Below are 17,283 nucleotides of genomic sequence, written 5' to 3'. Positions count from 1 at the left end.
TATGAATAAATAGTTTTATTTACTCATACGTTACTTTAATGATTGAGTCATTTTAAATATTTCTTTTTCAATTGCTCAAAATAACTAGAGTCATTTAATCCATTCATATAGTTTATTTTATGAATGTTAGTTTTTAATAAAATACGCTCAAAATTATTTTCATTATATTCTTCTTTAAGTTGAATTTGTAATAAATGAGGAAAAGTGTCATCAATCAGTAAAAATGATTGTTCAAACGAAGGACGCTTTAATAATTCATTAAACATAATTTGAAAGATAAAATAATGTGGAATATCTTGTTGAGTTTTCCAAAAATTCATCATTATCTCAAAACAAATATGTACTCCTTTATTCTCTTTTTTAGCAACAATAAAACTATTTAGAACATTTACAACATGTTCTTCACCCCAACCAAAATAATCAGTGTTAAAAGCTGTCCAAAAATCTTGATTTTCTGCAGAACTAACACGCTGAAACATAAAAAAATCTTGTTTTAAAATCACAGGATCAATTGGTGCTGTTAATAAAATTGTTGCATCAATCCAAATTCCTCCGTAAAGATCTAATAATGCCAGACGAATTAAATCTGCAAAAAAGGCAGGTTTAAATTGGGCATTTTTTTTCTTTTCCCAAATAAAGTCAGGTAAATCTAAATATTCCTGAACACTTTTTTCATCCAGTCGAATGACATGATAATCACCTTTGAAACGATCAACAGAAGCAAAACATAGTTTTACCGTATCATTTTGCTGTGCGGCAGCCAAGCCTTGCCCCCAGTATTGCCAAATGATTTTTTGATCAGTAAATTGCTTTTTAGCTTTTAATTGGAAATGATCTAACTTTCCATCAAAATATTGGTCTAAAAAAATATTCCAAAGTTTTGCTACATGTTGCTTCTGTAAAATATTTGCTTGTTTTTGTTGCAATTTTCGCTTTTTTTTAGGTACAAATATTGAATAAAATGTTCGCCAAGGCTGTTTTTTGAGACGTTTTAAACGCACAGTCTGAACTTCATCTTGAGAAAATAAATTAATCATATTTAGATCAAGGCTTTGATTGGCTAGATTATTTATTTTATTCTGTGACATTAAAAACCCATCCATTTTTTTATACGATCTATTATATCTAGTTGCTGATCTGCAAAAAGTTTAAATACATCAAACCATTGATCCTCACCTAAATAGTGTATTTCAAAAAGTTCTGGCTCTTTTAATAGTGTTGTTAAATAAACGCCTTGATCATCATCAACAATATGTTGATTTAGCATATCGATTTGACATTGATATACTAAATTTGAAAATGCTAGCCACTTTTCAGGAGCTGCAACAATTACACCACCAATAATAAATGCTTGGTTATTAAAAATTGCATAATTTACATTTTCTTGATTAATATCAAAAACTTTTTTAATCGAAAAAAAGTGAACTTTTTCTAAGGAAAAAGAAAAATTCCATGCTTTAATTTTATTTAAAGTTTTTAAATTTCGACAATACCCAAAATCCACCCATGCAGCTAAAGATGAATTCACAAATCCTTCCTTAATGGCTTTTTTGACAAAATATGATTTTAAATTCGTCACTAAAACATATTCAGCTGACCAATATTCAGGATTTTTTAATTGCTCAGTGCCAATATTTTTTTTAAAATCTTCACTTTTTTGAATATCTTCAATAGCTTGTTTACATGCATAAAACTTTTTATCTAAACAGATATCAATAATCGTTGTAGGCTTGTCTTTTCGAATCGCTTTGATTTTAGCCACATAATCTGTACTGGTAAAAATAACCATATGGTTTTCAAGATGAGCTAAATTAGAAAAATACTTAAAATATTTTTCTGTAGAACGCTCTAAATAACAAGGATGCCCATTTTCTACGCTCCAGCTTCCTCGTCCAATATCAAAAAAAGCAGTAATAATTGTAATTGACATTGAGTTGACCTATTTTGGGTACTTACTTAACATTATTTTAAATATTCTTTTTAAAATCGAAACTTTCCATTTATAAAGTATCGTTTTTTGTACTTTTTCCTCTTTATTTAATAATTTTCTTTCTTGCTCAATATAGCTTTGCCCTATTGAAATTTCATCTAGCTCTGGATGATCAAATAAAAAAGTCGCATAAAATTGACATGTTGGATCATAATCACGGATTTGTGACCAATGATCACATCCTTTTGGAACTTCGTGATAACGTATTAATAACTCTGCCATTTTTCGATCAATAATATAAGCATAAGTGTAAAATAAACGTCCGAAATAAATAGGATGTAACTTTAATACAGGCGTATGATTTATTTTTTCTATTAAAAAATTTCCACGAACTTTAGCACTACTTTTTAATTGTATTCCCCCCATACTTAAAAAAAAGCATGGATTTAAATTCAAACTTTTAACCTGAGTTTCTAAATCATTTAAATCTAAATCATGTAAACAAATCGCATCATCTTCAAAAATACAAGCATATTCTTCATCTGAAGCTAAAAAATCTTTAAATGCAGTCACATGTGATAATGTACAGCCTAATTCTGCAGGACTTAATGCTTTTTTACGTCCTGCAACAGCAAGTTTAAAATATTCTGCTGTTGGTAATTGGGCACCAATTACACCTATTTTTTTAAATTCATTTTGGTATTTTCCAAAAGTTGGTTGCGCAAAAAAACCAGCCAAACGAGGACTATCTGTTTTTTCAATACTAATTAAATATTTCTTCACCGCACAAACCTAAAATAACTATTTGGAACCTCATTATTATATTTCATTCATCACTCAAATAGTAATGCCATATAGCCAGTATGAATAGATTTTTTGTAGTAAGAAGATTATGATCTGTTTTTATTTTTTTATGATTTAAGCAATATGGAACAATTTGGTTTTTCTTCTGAGTATTATCATATAAAGATTGAAGAACTATTAAATCTTAATGATGCTCCGACTGAATCTTCAACGAATACTAAAACAATGACAAATCAAGGTGTTATTTTACTCATTGGTCAAGAGTCTAAAAATATTTCGGATGTGCTCTTTAAAGGTCGCGACATCTTAATTCAAGCACAAAAACAAGGTTTAACTCATTTTCCCACATGGATCATGTTTGAACAACGAGCACCACAACTTGGATTATTAGCCCTACTTAAACCAATTCGTAAAAAATATCTAGACTTTTCAACACAAAGCTATGAAATTGCACTCAGTGATATTATTGATAATCACCTTGAACGCAATTTAAAAAACGAAGAAACCGCTTATAATTATAGTGATCGCAATAAATGGGGCGTGCCTAAAGATCAACGCCAAAGCCGTTTCCACGATATTGATATTTCATTTAAAGAACATGGTTATGATAAAAATCATCCTATGGCAATTATGCTATGCCGTGGTTTAGGTGTAAAAGATAAACTACATCAAGGTCATCACCGTATGTTTTTTTGCCGAAAATATAATATTCCTTATGTCCAAGTACAATTTTTAGCAACCAATAGTTTTACAGGGCATTTAAAAACCTTCTTTTTATGGTTAAATAAAACCCTTAAATACAAGCAGGTGAACTAGATATGGCAACAGTTTCCATCTCGGTTGTTTTAACTCATTTTAATAAAGGTCTTCTTTTACAAAGAACGATTGAGTCTTTGCAACCTAACTTGCCTGAACTTTTAGAAATCATTGTAGCTGATGATGCTTCAACTGATCCAAATTGGAAAAATTTTTCCCAACAATTAGAACAACAATATCCTAAAGTTAAAATTATTCACAATATCGATAATAAAGGTCCTGCAAACCGTCTCAATCAAGGAGGCAACGCAGCACAAGGTGATTATCTATTTTTTATGGATGCTGATGATGTGCTTGCACCCAATCGTTTGAAACAAATTGTCGAATTGATGCAAGCTGAAAACTGCGATTTATTTTATGGTAATAAAGTCAAAATTCGTGATTTAGCAGAAATTCAAAACTATCCAACAATGGATACTTCGACTATTGAACAACCACTGACCTACATGATTCAGCACAACATCATGGAAATGTGTGTCATGTGTTCAAAAGAGGTCTGGCAAAAATCTCAAGGTTGTAACTCAAGCTTATTTATTCAAGATGAATCTCTGGCTTTAGAATTAGGTGTAGTTGCGCAGAAATTATTATTTACTGAAACTGCCACCGTTTTTGTAATTTTAGATGCTGAAGAAACCAAAACTAAACGGGGTGATAACCGTTTATCTCAAAATTTAAACCAACAACATCATGATATGTTTTTTACTATTTATGATTTTTTAAACGATTATCCACTTGATCAAATTCAACAAAATTTGCTCAAGAAAAAGGCTTTGTCAACTTATTGGAAAAGTCTAAAATCTCGTGATCAAAAAAGTTTAAAAGAGTTTTTTTATTATGCTTTAGCCAAAAGAAATCCACAAAAATGGTGGAGTTCTCGTGCTGAGCAGCTTAAATCTTACTTCTCTCAATTGGATCATGTTCGCAAACCACATGCATAACTGATTAATACATTTTTCTGCTTTTATTTGATGAGCTGTTCGAGAATATATTCCATGTCCATTCCTAAAGTGATTCACCAGATTTATTTACAAGGTGAAGATAATATTCCTGATAATATCAAAAAATCAGTGATTGAATTGCGTGAACGTAATCCTGATTGGGAATATCGCCTTTATGATGAAACACAAATTTTGGACTATATTCAACAATATTATGATCAAAAAACATTAGATACTTATTTATTGATCCAAGAGAATTATGCTGCTGCTCGTTCTGATTTTTTTCGTTATTTACTCATGTATCAAGAAGGTGGGGTTTATCTCGATTTAAAAAGCTCATGTGCTGTGCCTTTTAATGACATTTTACGTGCAGATGATGAGTTTATTATTTGCGGTTGGGAAAATGAAGAAGGACAACAATATCAAGGTTATGGCATTAACAAACATCTAAAATTTTTAAAATATGGCGAATATCAACAATGGAATATTATTGCAAAACCACATTCACCATTTTTAAAAGCAGTCATAGATGAAGTCAGTTTTCGTATTCATGACTATACCCCAATGAAATATCATGTGGGACGTAAAGGTGTATTGAACACTACAGGACCTGTGCCCTACTCCATTGCTATTGAAAAAATAATTCAAACACAACAATATAAATATCGTTATGAACGTTTTGCTGGTCAGTTTGGGCTGATTTATATCAATGCAGATACAACGGTGGTGAATAAAAATCACTACCGCCTACAAATCAACCCTGTGGTTAAGCTCAACACATTTAACCAAATACTTTATAAATTATGGCTTTATTTACTTCATCCAAGAAAAGCCTTTAAACAGCATAAATAATTGCTTTGTAAGATTAAGCTCGTTTACCCAACTTCAAGCGTAGTTTCACTGCAAACATTGAATCTTTACCGCTGATTTTAATCCGTTGTAGTTGCATAAAGTCAGGGCTTAGACCATCAATGCCTTCTTTGGTGGTGACTGCATTGTGATAACCTGCCTGTTCTGCCAAATCGACATCACGCTGTGAATAGATTCCAAAGGGATAAGCAAAACTTGTCACCGCTTGCTGAGTCAGTTGCTCCAGTTGTACTTTTGAGTCCTGTAACTCATGCAGACACTGTTCATCCGTCAGTTTATCCAGATTGGCATGAGTTAAGGTATGTGAACCAATTTCAACCACAGCACCTTGTGCCAAAAAACGGACTTGTTCATCATTGAGTTTAGGTTCACGTGCCAATTCACCACTATTATGATGGGCTTTTTTATAAGTAGACCAATCACGATCATGACGATCAACCACCACATAAATCGTGGCTTTGGCTTGATATTTTTCTAAAATAGGATAAGCATTTTCCAGATTATCCAGATAGCCATCATCAAAGGTAATGGCAACCGTTTTTTCAGGGTGTTTGCCCCAATTTTGCTGTAATTCCTGCATGGTCACAAAATGAAAACCTTGTGCTTTCATCCATGCAATTTGCTTTTCAAACTCAGCAGGTTTGACCCGTAATTTATTGAACTTCGCACCCTCTATATGCTCGCGTACCATGTGATACATCAACACACGTGGACGTTTCCAGTCTACAGCAGGTTTCCACCATGCATATTTCATGCTGAATGCAATCATTAAAACCAACAGTAAAATGAGAATATAAATCACGGTCATGACCAGTTATTTTGCTAAAAGATATGTTGCCACACGATCTGCTTCTTTAAAAGTCTGTGCTTGTGGTAAATCGGCAATGTTTTCAGCAGTGGAAATTAAATGCGCTGTCAAAATCTGATCTATAGATTGCGTGATTCGATCTTGCTTGCTGCGATCAATTAAAATCGTCCCGACTCTACACCCTGCCGTCAATGCCTCAAAAATCATTGAAACACTGTCCTCTGTCACCCAGACAGCTTCTGCCAATTGCATTTGCTCAAAAATCCAGCCTTGTGGTGTTTGCTTTACAGGAAAAATTTGCAATTTTTCTGCATATTTTTTTTGCTTTAATTGACTCAAAAAATCTGAGGGTGTACGTCTTGATGTGGTTAAAATGATACCGCCATGAGGATTTTGCTGAACAATATTTTCAATTGCAGTTAAAACTTTTTGATCATTCCATGTATGGCGTTTCGATGAACCACCCAATGCAATCAAAATGCGACCTGAAATATGCCGTTGCTCATCCACAATAGGATTCAGCGCGCCTCTGCTCACAATCACATTGCCCTGTTCTGCCACAGCATCATGTTCAGGAATCACAGCATAATCAAACCATGAGCATGGAAAATTTGGCTTCATCAAAATGACAGTTTTTGCCTGTTTATAGATTTTCCCCAACAACAAAACCCTGAATTGAGTGTGGCTTCCCACTCCAAAGATATAATCCGGTGTTTGTTGAAGCTGAGGAATTTTATGTTGCATTATTCCCATGATTAAAGGAAAAATCGCAAGTTCCGCAATTGAAATTTCTTCAAAAGTGACAGCTTGCGTAGATTGTCTTTGCATCGCTTTAAACAAGCCGATTGCCTGTGAACGATGTCCTGCTTTTCCATCACTGACGTAGACAATATGCATGAAAACCCTTATTTAACCGCCATAAAAATCATAAAAAAAGGCGAAACCAAGTTCCGCCTTTTTATCTTAACCGATCAACTTATTTTACGTAAGTCAACCAATGTGCATATTTAGGGTCTTTACCCTGAACTGCATCAAAGAATGCTTTTTGAATTTTTTCAGTGATTGGACCACGTGCACCACAACCGATTTGACGGTCATCATACTCACGGATTGGTGTCACTTCAGCAGCAGTACCTGTGAAGAACGCCTCATCACCAATGTAGAATTCATCACGCGTAATACGACGCTCAACTACTTCAATACCAAGATCTTTGGCGATGGTAATGATGGTTTGACGGGTAATCCCATCCAATGCACCGCCTGCGATATCAGGCGTATGTAATGCACCATCTTTGACTAAGAATACGTTTTCACCAGAACCCTGACATACATAACCTTGTGGGTCCATCAGCATGGCTTCGTCATAACCTGCTTTTGCCACTTCCTGGTGTGCAAGAATAGATAAAGTATAGTTACCCGCAGCTTTTGCTTTACACATGGTCACGTTTGGATGGTGGTGCGTAAATGATGAGGTTTTTACACGAATACCCTTCGCCATCGCATCTTCACCCAGATATGCACCCCAACCCCATGCAGCAACTGTTGCATGAATGGTGTTATCTGTTGCAGCAATACCGAGTTTTTCCGAACCAATAAAGATGATTGGACGCAGGTAGCAAGATGCGAATTTATTTTCACGAACAACATCAATCTGAGCTTGTTCTAAAGTTGCTTGATCAAATGGAACATTCATTTGATAAATTTTTGCAGAATTCAGTAAACGCTTAGTATGGTCCTGAAGACGGAAAATTGCTGTTCCATTTGGAGTTTCATAGGCACGGACACCCTCAAACACACCCATACTATAGTGTAATGTATGGGTTAAAACGTGGACTTTCGCCTCACGCCAGTCAACCATTTGTCCATCTTGCCAAATAAAACCATCACGATCAGCCAAGTTCATGGCGCACACTCCAAATTTTTACACAATTATTCACTTTCCAATGCGAAAGTCGCAGTTGGATCAATTAATCTTTGCCATAACTTACAAACGACCTCTCGGGTATCGTGCCAATCCGCTGCATTGACTTGCATATTATGATTGGCAAGTGCAAGGCGGTGGCTCTCGGCGCGTTCGCTTAGATAGGCCTGAATCAATGCAGATACATCGTCACTGGATAAGCAACCTGCCTTGGCTGCATCTTCAAGGATTCGTACATTGTCGGAATAATGGGCGAGATCAGGATTCGTCCCACTCCAGGCTAATACAACATACTGTGCCATAAATTCGATGTCAACGATACCACCTGCATCTTGTTTTAAATGAAAAATTCCATCTTTTTTCTGTTCTTTAGATGAACCCAGATGATCTTTCATTTTTTGCCGCATGTTCAAGACTTCTCTGCGGACAGTTTCCTCTTCTCGGGGCAAAGTCAAAATCCGACAACGTAGTTGTTCAAACTTGGTTCTTAAGGTGATTTCACCTGCGATAGAACGCGCTCGTACAATCGCCTGATGCTCCCATAACCATGCATTTTTTAATTGATATTGTTCAAATGCTTTTAGACTGGTCACCAAAAGCCCTGCTTCACCTGATGGACGTAAACGCGTATCCACCTCATACACTCGACCATCAAGGGTTTGCGTGGTCATTAAAGACATAAATTTCTGCGCAACGCGCATAGCAAATTCAAAACCACTAATGACTTTCATCCCATCGGTATCGGCTTGTTCATCCATATAATGAATAAAGACCAAATCCAAGTCCGAACCATAGCCCAACTCAATTCCACCCAATTTACCGTAGCCTGCAACAACAAAAGCCATGTGATCAAGTGAACAACGCTGCCCTTCTGCGTCTAATGGATAACCATGCCGTTTTGCCACAGTTTGATAAGCAAGATTCAAGGTCGCAATCACCGATACTTCAGCAATATCAGTGAGTGCATCTGAGACTTTCATGAGTGGACTTTCCGCCAGCACATCACTTGCTGCAACGGTAAGAACATTAGATTTTTTAAATAAACGCAAGACACGCATTTGATCTTCAACTTGATCAATTTCAATGCGGAGTAACTGTTGGCGTAATGAATCTTCGAGATCTTTGCGTTTTGGTAATTCAAAATCCATAGACAAAAATTCATCTAACAGCACTGGATAATGCGTCAATTCCTCACAGATCCAAGGGCTTACTGTTGCCATTTTCACAAGACGTTGCAATGCACCTTTACTTTCAATCAACATCACCAAATACACGGTACGGCGCATAACCGATTCGACTAAGGGCATGAGACGCATCAAAGCCACTTGTGGTTTATTTGACTGTAAAATCGCTTCAATCAAATGTGGCCAAAACTCTTTTAAACGTTGTACTGCTTTTGCTGGTAATTTTTTAATCGCATGCCCAAACCAAAACTCATGTACCAGATTTTTAGCATCAGCATCTAATACTTCATCCAATTTTTTTTCGAGCTGACTAAAACTTTCAGCAGGTGAGTCATAACCTTTTTCTTTAATCAAATGCTCAAATTGATAAATTACTTTATTACGTTTTTGATTGAGAAAATCTAAAAATGCTTCCCATGTTGCAAAACCTAAAGTCTGATAAATTCGTTTGCGTAGTTCAGGTTCTGTAGGTAAAGATTGGGTCTGTTGATCATTTAAAGCTTGGATCGCATGTTCAACACGACGAAGGAAAAGATAAGCATCCTCAAGGTCTAAAACAGACTGTTCATCTAATAAACCAACTTCACCCAAATGTTTTAGGCTGACTAAACATTGACGATCTTGTAGCTCTAATTTTGAACCACCATAAATGAGTTGAAATACTTGAACAATAAATTCAACTTCACGGATTCCACCTGCACCTAGCTTAATATCATCTGCAATATTACGACGAGCAACTTCACGCTCGATCATGGCTTTCATTTCACGCATCGCTTCAAAAGCGGTGTAATCTACATATTTGCGAAAAACAAAAGGGCGCGTCATTTCTAACAGCTCATCCCCTTCTTTTCCGCCAGACACAATACGCGCCTTAATCCATGCATAACGCTCCCATTCACGCCCATGCTGACTGAGATATTTTTCTAATGCGACATGACTAATTGCCAGTGCTGAACCATCACCCCAAGGGCGTAAACGCATATCGACACGAAATACAAAACCATCTGCGGTAATATGCTCCAACAAATAAATCAGCTTTTGTCCCCAATGAATACAAAACTGCTGAACTTCAACGCATTTGCGACCGTTGGTTTCTCCCTGTTCATCAAAAGCAAAAATCAGGTCAATATCACTTGATAAATTCAGCTCTTGCGCACCCAGTTTCCCCATCGCAATCACAATCAGATCTTGCTCTTTGCCATTGTAGCCAATCGGCTCTCCATACTTGGCAATTAATGGAATTCTTGCAAAATCTTTGGCTGCATTAATACTCGCATCAGCAAAATCGGAAAGTTCACGTGTCAATGTAACCACATCTGTGAGTTGATTAGCATCTTGCCAAATCCAACGAAACATCAATCGTGCACGTAAAATACGAATGGCTTTCATCCACTCGGCTTCTTCTTGTAAATTTTTTAACGTGTCTTGAACGAGATGCTGTAATTGCGCCGTTGATAACGATTGTTTAAATTCATCAAAGGCATAATCTTGTTGTAAAATTGCTTGATGTAAACTTAAAACCTGTTCTGCATACTGACTTGCACCTAAAGTTTTTTGCAATTGCTCAGCGTTCATCGAAAAAGCCTATACTTCTTAATCTATTTTTATCTTTATATCAGTTACAGCCTTCTTGTGGTCAATATTTTTCGCTTGAAATCAAAGTAAAATTAAGCTTTAAACTTTCACTCGCTCTTTAGGACTATCGTGTTCATTCATCAATGATTGATGTGAGTTTTTAGCGATGGGTAATACAACTTTAAATGTTGTACCTTTACCTTGTTGGGAAGTCACAGAAATTTCGCCATGGTTTAAATCTACAAATCTTTTACATAAGACCAAACCCAAACCTGTCCCTTTTTCTCCTGCTGTCCCTTTAAAACTTGCATTAATTTCTGGCTCAAAAATCTTTTTTATTTGCGCATCTGTCATACCTAATCCTGTATCTTGGATCAGAATTTCGATGCCGTTTGAAATTTCCCTTGCAGACATGCGTACCTTTCCTGAACCATCTACATGGGTAAACTTAAGCGCATTAGAAACCAAATTTTGTAATAATGACGTAATCATATTAATATCGCCACATACTTTTAATTCTTCAGGAATATCATCAATTAACAAAATATTTTTATTTACAGCCAAACTATTTAAAACATCAAAAACAATTTTAGAACTTTGTTTTAATTTAAAATTAATAGGATGATAAACAAAACGTCCACCTTCTGCCATTGCCCAATTTAATAAGTTTTCTAATAAATTATATGTAGACTGAGCTGTGTCATATAAATACTCTGAAATATTATGCACACTTTCTTCATCTAAACTTGCGCGCTCTTGTGCTAATACTTCTGAAAAACCCAACAAACCGTGAAATGGTGCTCTTAAATCATGAGCAATAATCTGAAAAAATTTAGTTTTACTAAAATTTAATGCAAGTTGTTGTTCATATAAGTCTTTTAATTCTTCGTGCTCTCTGTTCATTTCAATGACTTTAATCAGCCCTTGAATAAAATCCTGCACAAATACATCATTTTCTTGATCAAAACTTTCCGTTTTATCATCAAAAAAAGTCACTTTACCCAGTGATTCTTGCTCATTTTTTTGAATATCAAAACAAATAACACGATGATGATCCACACCAATATCAATAAGATGCTGTGAAAATGACGCATAATTTGGATGTGTAGGGTCTATTTTCTGATGACCCGCAAAATAAAAATGCAAATTGGCATCTGGACTTGCTAAAAAAGCTTTAAATTCAGATTGATTTGAATACCAAACATAAGGTTCATTGGCAAATGAGATTATGGCATTTTCTACATTTAGTAATTTTCTTGCTATTTTTAAAAACCGCTCAACAGAGTTTTCTTGACTTAATACGCCGAGTAGTAATGATAATTTACATGCGCTCAGCTTGTCAGCCTGACCCATCTCTAAGAGCTTTAATCTCATGGCTGCCTCGTTTTTAGATGACAAAAAGATAACGACCTACAATGTTTTACATGATTTTACGCTTTTATAATATAACAACAATATTTAGCGAATTATATAGTCACTGGTCAATAATATTTACTTATATGACCTTAGGTATTTTGTAAGTTTTAAATAAAAAATAATAGAATAAAATTCCTATAAATACTAATTAAAACAACAATTTTGAATCACCTAAATAAAACCAAAAGATAAAATAAAAATAACTCAATGAAGATAAAATATATTTTATTACATTTTAATTTTTCATTTATTCAAATTTATTTTCCTCTGAACTTTTTTTAAAGTTAAACAGCGGTATATTTTAAAAACTTCCATTCATATTATCTATTCATATTCTATATTTATCTTATTATTTCGATCATGATTTATTTTCAATTTACTAAACGCATATCTTTTTTAAAAAGCAATAATTCTTATTTAAGCTCATAACCACCGCTCACCAGTAGATTAAAAACACATTTTTCATTAAAATACCCCGTGCATCGTTTTGTTTAAATAAAATGAGAACGCTACCCACATCACCACGACCTTAACAAACAACTTAACAATTTGTTGTTTAACAGGTTTTGATTTGAGTTCTAGGTTTGAAATAACCAATGCTTGTAATGTTATAACGCATGTGCAAGTCTGCGAAATTCTCTTTTAAGTTTTTAAAAGCCCATGCAGTCACTTTAGTAGATCATCGCATGCCTCGAAACAGTACAGTGATTGTTCATTTGAACCCTCTAGAACACTGAAATAAAACGTGATAACAGTCATTGAAAGAAATGAATATGTGAAACCCAAGATAGAAATTATCTTTAATAAAAGGTTCATCACATCGCTTTAGCATCATTTCCTAGCGAAATGTCGTTATCACTCGATCGTACATTGACTGCAATGCAATGAACCTTGATACTTTCAGTGTTTTTATTTAAGCAAATCGGTTCGTAGGGACTGAACCAAAAGTTTGGTCCTCAAAAACATAATCTAAAGCAAGGGGCTATATATGGCTGGTGGAAAGTCAACAATCATTTACACATTGACCGACGAGGCGCCACTGTTAGCGACCTATTCGCTGCTACCGATCATTGAGACCTTTACTAAGCCCGCTGGCGTAGAGATTGTAAAAACAGATATCTCTGTCGCTGCTCGTGTGCTTGCAGAATTTACAGATTACCTAACAGATGAGCAAAAGTTACCGAACAACCTTGCAGAATTAGGTCGTCTTACTCAAGATCCTGATACAAATATCATCAAACTTCCAAATATTAGTGCATCTGTTGCCCAATTAACAGCATGTATCAAAGAGCTTCAATCTAAAGGTTTTGCGATTCCTGATTATCCAGAAAATCCAACCACTGATGAAGAGAAAGAAATCAAAGCACGTTATGGCAAATGCTTAGGCTCTGCTGTAAACCCAGTTTTACGTGAAGGTAACTCTGACCGCCGTGCGCCAACTGCTGTAAAAAATTACGCGAAAAAACATCCACATTCGATGAGTGAATGGAAACAGTGGTCACAAACCCACGTTTCTCATATGGATGAAGGTGACTTCTATCACGGCGAAAAGTCAATGACTTTGGATCGTGCGCGTAATGTCAAAATGGAATTGATCACTAAGTCGGGTGAAACTATCGTTCTTAAGCCAAAAGTTGCGCTTCAAGACGGCGAAATCATCGACTCAATGTTCATGAGCAAAAAAGCACTTTGCGACTTCTATGAAAAAGAATTAGATGATTGTAAAGAAGCAGGCATTTTGTTCTCTTTACACGTTAAAGCAACCATGATGAAAGTTTCACACCCGATCGTATTCGGTCACTGTGTGAAAATTTATTATAAAGAAGCGTTTGAAAAACACGCTAAATTATTCGCTGAATTAGGCATTAACGTAAACAACGGTATGGCAGGTCTTTATGAAAAGATCGCAACTTTACCAACATCTTTACGTGAAGAAATCATCGAAGATTTACATGCTTGTCAAGAACACCGCCCTGCTTTGGCAATGGTAGATTCTGCAAAAGGCATCACCAACTTCCATTCACCAAATGACGTGATTGTTGATGCTTCTATGCCTGCAATGATCCGTGGTGGCGGTAAAATGTGGGGTGCTGACGGCAAACCTTACGACTGTAAAGCAGTCATGCCTGAATCTACATTTGCGCGTATTTACCAAGAAATGATCAACTTCTGTAAATGGAATGGTAACTTCGATCCACGTACCATGGGTACTGTACCTAACGTTGGTTTGATGGCGCAAAAAGCTGAAGAATACGGTTCACACGACAAAACTTTCGAAGTTTCTGCTGCTGGTGTTGCAAACATCACTGACATCGAAACTGGTGAAGTATTGATGTCTCAAAACGTTGAGGAAGGCGATATCTGGCGTATGTGTCAGGTGAAAGACGCACCGATCCGTGACTGGGTAAAACTTGCTGTAACGCGTGCGCGTAACTCTGGCATGCCTGCTATTTTCTGGTTAGACCCGTACCGTCCACACGAAAATGAATTGATCAAGAAAGTTCAAACTTACTTGAAAGATCACGACACTGCTGGTTTAGACATTCAAATCATGTCTCAAGTACGTGCAATGCGTTATACACTTGAACGTGTAGCACGTGGTCTAGATACAATTTCTGTAACGGGTAACATTTTACGTGACTACCTTACAGACTTGTTCCCAATCATGGAGTTGGGTACTTCTGCGAAAATGTTGTCTATCGTTCCGTTAATGGCGGGTGGTGGTATGTACGAAACTGGTGCTGGTGGTTCTGCGCCTAAACACGTACAACAATTGGTAGAAGAAAACCACTTACGTTGGGATTCTTTAGGTGAGTTCTTAGCACTTGCTGTTTCTCTTGAAGAAATGGGCATCAAAGAAAACAACGCGAAAGCGAAACTTCTTGCTAAAACATTAGACCAAGCAACAGGTAAACTTCTCGACAACGATAAATCTCCATCACGTCGTACGGGTGAACTTGATAACCGTGGTAGCCATTTCTATCTTGCTAAATTCTGGGCTGAAGCTTTGGCTGCGCAAGATGAAGATGCTGAACTTAAAGCGAAGTTTGCACCACTTGCTAAAACACTTGCTGACAACGAAGATAAAATCGTTGCTGAACTTGCTGCAGTGCAAGGTAAAGCTGCTGATATCGGTGGTTACTACGCAGTAGATACAGCAAAAGTTGATGCGGTAATGCGCCCAAGCGCAACGCTTAATGCAGCACTTGCTTCTGCTTAAGTAAAAAACTTATCTCAATATACAGAGATATAAAAACCGATGCTAAGGCATCGGTTTTTTTATTTACGCTATACGCTTTTTCAATCTTCTTGCACCTTATAACCAAATCTTTGAATAAATACCTGAATGATCAAATTTTGCGGATGTTTTAGCTTGTACAGGATGAATCACAGCAAATATTAGCGCTGGCGTCCATACACCCAATATTGTGATATTTTTCATTCTATTTTCCTTATGATTAAAATCTTTTTTTAGCCTTAAAATAATGTCTATCTTCATCAATATGGAACTTTATTTAGCCATAAAAGATACGTTTCATCTGAGGATGATGTAACTAAAGTAGTTCAAGCATATGAATTTTAAATTATATAATTTAATTTTTTAGACAATAAAAAACCCCAAGACTTAATATGCTTGGGGTTTTTTGAATTTTGGTCCCGAGGGTCGGACTCGAACCGACACATCATCTCTGATAGTGGATTTTGAATCCACCGCGTCTACCAATTTCACCACCTCGGGAAAGGTTGTGTGGCTATAATAGCGTTTTTCTGAATGTTGTCAATCGACAAGCTTTTTATTTGTATATTTTTAATTCATTTTTATTTTTTTAGATTAAAAAAAACTCAATCCGAACGATTTATTTTAAAAAAGACTATACTACATCCAGTTTTACTGCCTATATTTTATTGTACTTATGCAACTCTCTGACTTTAAATTTGATCTCCCTGATGAACTTATTGCACGCTATCCATTAGAAACTCGTAGCGCATCTCGCTTACTTCATTTAAATGCTGATGGCACATATCAAGATCACCATTTCACAGACATTCTTGATCTCTTTGAAGAAGGTGACTTAATGGTGTTAAATGACACCAAAGTGATGAAAGCACGATTAAAAGGTAAACGTGCAACTGGAGGTGCTGTTGAAATTTTGGTTGAACGTATCTTTGATCAAACAACAGCGCATTGTCATATCAAAGCCAGTAATTCACCAAAAGCAGGTGCAGAACTATTTATTGGAAAAGATGAAGTCAAAGTGACTGTCACAGGTCGACATGAAAACTTATTTGTTGTTGAATTTTCTCAACCAATTTTACAAGTTTTAGATTTATATGGTCAGTTACCTATTCCGCCTTATTTTAATCGTGAGGCTGAAGCAATTGACACTGAGCGCTATCAAACTGTATTTAATGATCCAACAAAACTGGCAAGTGTCGCTGCGCCAACAGCAAGTTTGCATTTTGATCAAAATTTATTAGAAAAGTTAGCACAAAAAGGCATTCAAAAAACCTTTGTGACTTTACATGTCGGCGCAGGAACATTTTTACCTGTGCGTACCACAGATATTGAAAATCACATTATGCACAGTGAATGGTGCGAAGTGTCAGAACATGCTGCTCAAATGATTCAAGAAACACGAGCGCGTGGCAATAAAGTGATTGCGATTGGTACAACTGCAACGCGGGCAATTGAAAGTGCTGCACAAGCGTGTGGCGGAAAAATTGGCGCTTGGACAGGTGATACACAAATTTTTATTTATCCAGGTTATCAGTTTTGTGCAGTTGATCGTTTAATTACAAATTTCCATTTACCAGAATCGACTTTGCTGATGTTAGTTTCTGCACTTTCAAATAAAGAAAATATTCTCAATGCTTATCAGCATGCTGTTGCAAGTAAATATCGTTTCTTTAGTTATGGTGATGCGATGTTGATTGAAAAAGCTGCCGTTTAATTGGTTAAATTTTGCAGCCTATACTTGTGTACTTTTAAATTTTAACTTTAGAATGGTGTGATTTTTCAA

14 protein-coding genes and 1 tRNA gene are annotated in these 17,283 nt (G+C 35.8%); 5 read left to right on the top strand and 10 right to left on the bottom strand.

Going from position 1 to position 17,283, the window contains the following annotated elements; all coding sequences use genetic code 11:
- Nucleotides 1–47: 47 nt before the first annotated feature.
- From HX005_RS12910 to HX005_RS12900, 3 genes are read right to left on the bottom strand one after another with little or no spacing between them, the layout of a single operon-like run.
- Nucleotides 48–1,088, bottom strand: a complete 1,041-nt coding sequence (locus HX005_RS12910; protein WP_286377658.1) for a capsular polysaccharide synthesis protein — start codon at nt 1,086–1,088, stop codon at nt 48–50.
- On the bottom strand, nt 1,088–1,930 hold the full coding sequence (locus HX005_RS12905) for a WlaTC/HtrL family glycosyltransferase (protein ID WP_286377657.1): 843 nt from the start codon (nt 1,928–1,930) through the stop codon (nt 1,088–1,090). The genes HX005_RS12910 and HX005_RS12905 overlap by 1 nt, the downstream gene beginning before the upstream one ends.
- Before the next feature lie 9 nt (nt 1,931–1,939).
- A complete protein-coding gene (locus tag HX005_RS12900) occupies nt 1,940–2,713 on the bottom strand; it encodes a glycosyltransferase family 25 protein (protein ID WP_286377656.1) in 774 nt (257 codons plus the stop codon).
- A gap of 144 nt (nt 2,714–2,857) precedes the next feature.
- Between HX005_RS12900 and HX005_RS12895 the strand changes: the two genes are divergently transcribed.
- Genes HX005_RS12895 through HX005_RS12885 form a run of 3 tightly spaced genes read left to right on the top strand, consistent with a single transcriptional unit; the run spans nt 2,858 to nt 5,340 of the window.
- Nucleotides 2,858–3,550, top strand: a complete 693-nt coding sequence (locus tag HX005_RS12895) for a hypothetical protein (RefSeq protein WP_286377655.1) — start codon at nt 2,858–2,860, stop codon at nt 3,548–3,550.
- 2 nt (nt 3,551–3,552) lie between these two features.
- Nucleotides 3,553–4,488, top strand: coding sequence for a glycosyltransferase family 2 protein (locus tag HX005_RS12890; protein ID WP_286377654.1), 936 nt, complete (start codon nt 3,553–3,555; stop codon nt 4,486–4,488).
- A 54-nt stretch (nt 4,489–4,542) separates the two neighbouring features.
- Nucleotides 4,543–5,340 (top strand): glycosyltransferase family 32 protein, encoded by a 798-nt coding sequence (locus HX005_RS12885; RefSeq protein ID WP_286377653.1) that lies wholly within the window; start codon nt 4,543–4,545, stop codon nt 5,338–5,340.
- A gap of 13 nt (nt 5,341–5,353) precedes the next feature.
- Here the strand turns inward: HX005_RS12885 and HX005_RS12880 are convergent, their stop codons facing one another.
- The 5 genes from HX005_RS12880 to HX005_RS12860 all read right to left on the bottom strand — a co-directional run bounded on the left by HX005_RS12880 (nt 5,354) and on the right by HX005_RS12860 (nt 12,220).
- Complete coding sequence (locus HX005_RS12880; protein WP_286377709.1) at nt 5,354–6,160, bottom strand: polysaccharide deacetylase family protein; 807 nt, start codon at nt 6,158–6,160, stop codon at nt 5,354–5,356.
- A 12-nt stretch (nt 6,161–6,172) separates the two neighbouring features.
- Nucleotides 6,173–7,063: an ELM1/GtrOC1 family putative glycosyltransferase gene (locus HX005_RS12875; RefSeq protein WP_286377652.1), complete on the bottom strand. Its 891-nt coding sequence runs from the start codon at nt 7,061–7,063 to the stop codon at nt 6,173–6,175.
- Between the two features lie 79 nt (nt 7,064–7,142).
- The gene (locus HX005_RS12870) at nt 7,143–8,069 is read right to left on the bottom strand and encodes a branched-chain amino acid transaminase (protein ID WP_286377651.1); all 927 of its coding nucleotides are present in this window, start codon (nt 8,067–8,069) and stop codon (nt 7,143–7,145) included.
- A 26-nt stretch (nt 8,070–8,095) separates the two neighbouring features.
- Nucleotides 8,096–10,846, bottom strand: coding sequence for a bifunctional [glutamate--ammonia ligase]-adenylyl-L-tyrosine phosphorylase/[glutamate--ammonia-ligase] adenylyltransferase (gene glnE, locus HX005_RS12865; RefSeq protein WP_286377650.1), 2,751 nt, complete (start codon nt 10,844–10,846; stop codon nt 8,096–8,098).
- 99 nt (nt 10,847–10,945) lie between these two features.
- The gene (locus tag HX005_RS12860) at nt 10,946–12,220 is read right to left on the bottom strand and encodes a sensor histidine kinase (RefSeq protein ID WP_286377649.1); all 1,275 of its coding nucleotides are present in this window, start codon (nt 12,218–12,220) and stop codon (nt 10,946–10,948) included.
- A 1,030-nt stretch (nt 12,221–13,250) separates the two neighbouring features.
- On the opposite strand from HX005_RS12860, the gene HX005_RS12855 reads away from it, so the two are divergent.
- On the top strand, nt 13,251–15,482 hold the full coding sequence (locus tag HX005_RS12855) for an NADP-dependent isocitrate dehydrogenase (RefSeq protein ID WP_286377648.1): 2,232 nt from the start codon (nt 13,251–13,253) through the stop codon (nt 15,480–15,482).
- A gap of 96 nt (nt 15,483–15,578) precedes the next feature.
- Here the strand turns inward: HX005_RS12855 and HX005_RS12850 are convergent, their stop codons facing one another.
- Together HX005_RS12850 and HX005_RS12845 are read right to left on the bottom strand one after the other, a co-directional pair.
- Complete coding sequence (locus HX005_RS12850) at nt 15,579–15,704, bottom strand: hypothetical protein (protein WP_286377647.1); 126 nt, start codon at nt 15,702–15,704, stop codon at nt 15,579–15,581.
- A 210-nt stretch (nt 15,705–15,914) separates the two neighbouring features.
- Nucleotides 15,915–16,001, bottom strand: a tRNA-Leu gene (locus HX005_RS12845).
- A 175-nt stretch (nt 16,002–16,176) separates the two neighbouring features.
- Here HX005_RS12845 and queA point away from each other — a divergent pair.
- Nucleotides 16,177–17,214 (top strand): tRNA preQ1(34) S-adenosylmethionine ribosyltransferase-isomerase QueA, encoded by a 1,038-nt coding sequence (gene queA, locus HX005_RS12840; protein WP_286377646.1) that lies wholly within the window; start codon nt 16,177–16,179, stop codon nt 17,212–17,214.
- The last annotated feature ends 69 nt before the right edge of the window (nt 17,215–17,283 follow it).

The sequence above is a fragment of the Acinetobacter sp. R933-2 genome, from assembly GCF_030325485.1.
Classification (GTDB): domain Bacteria; phylum Pseudomonadota; class Gammaproteobacteria; order Pseudomonadales; family Moraxellaceae; genus Acinetobacter; species Acinetobacter sichuanensis.
This window is presented reverse-complemented; position numbering and strand designations above follow the sequence as displayed.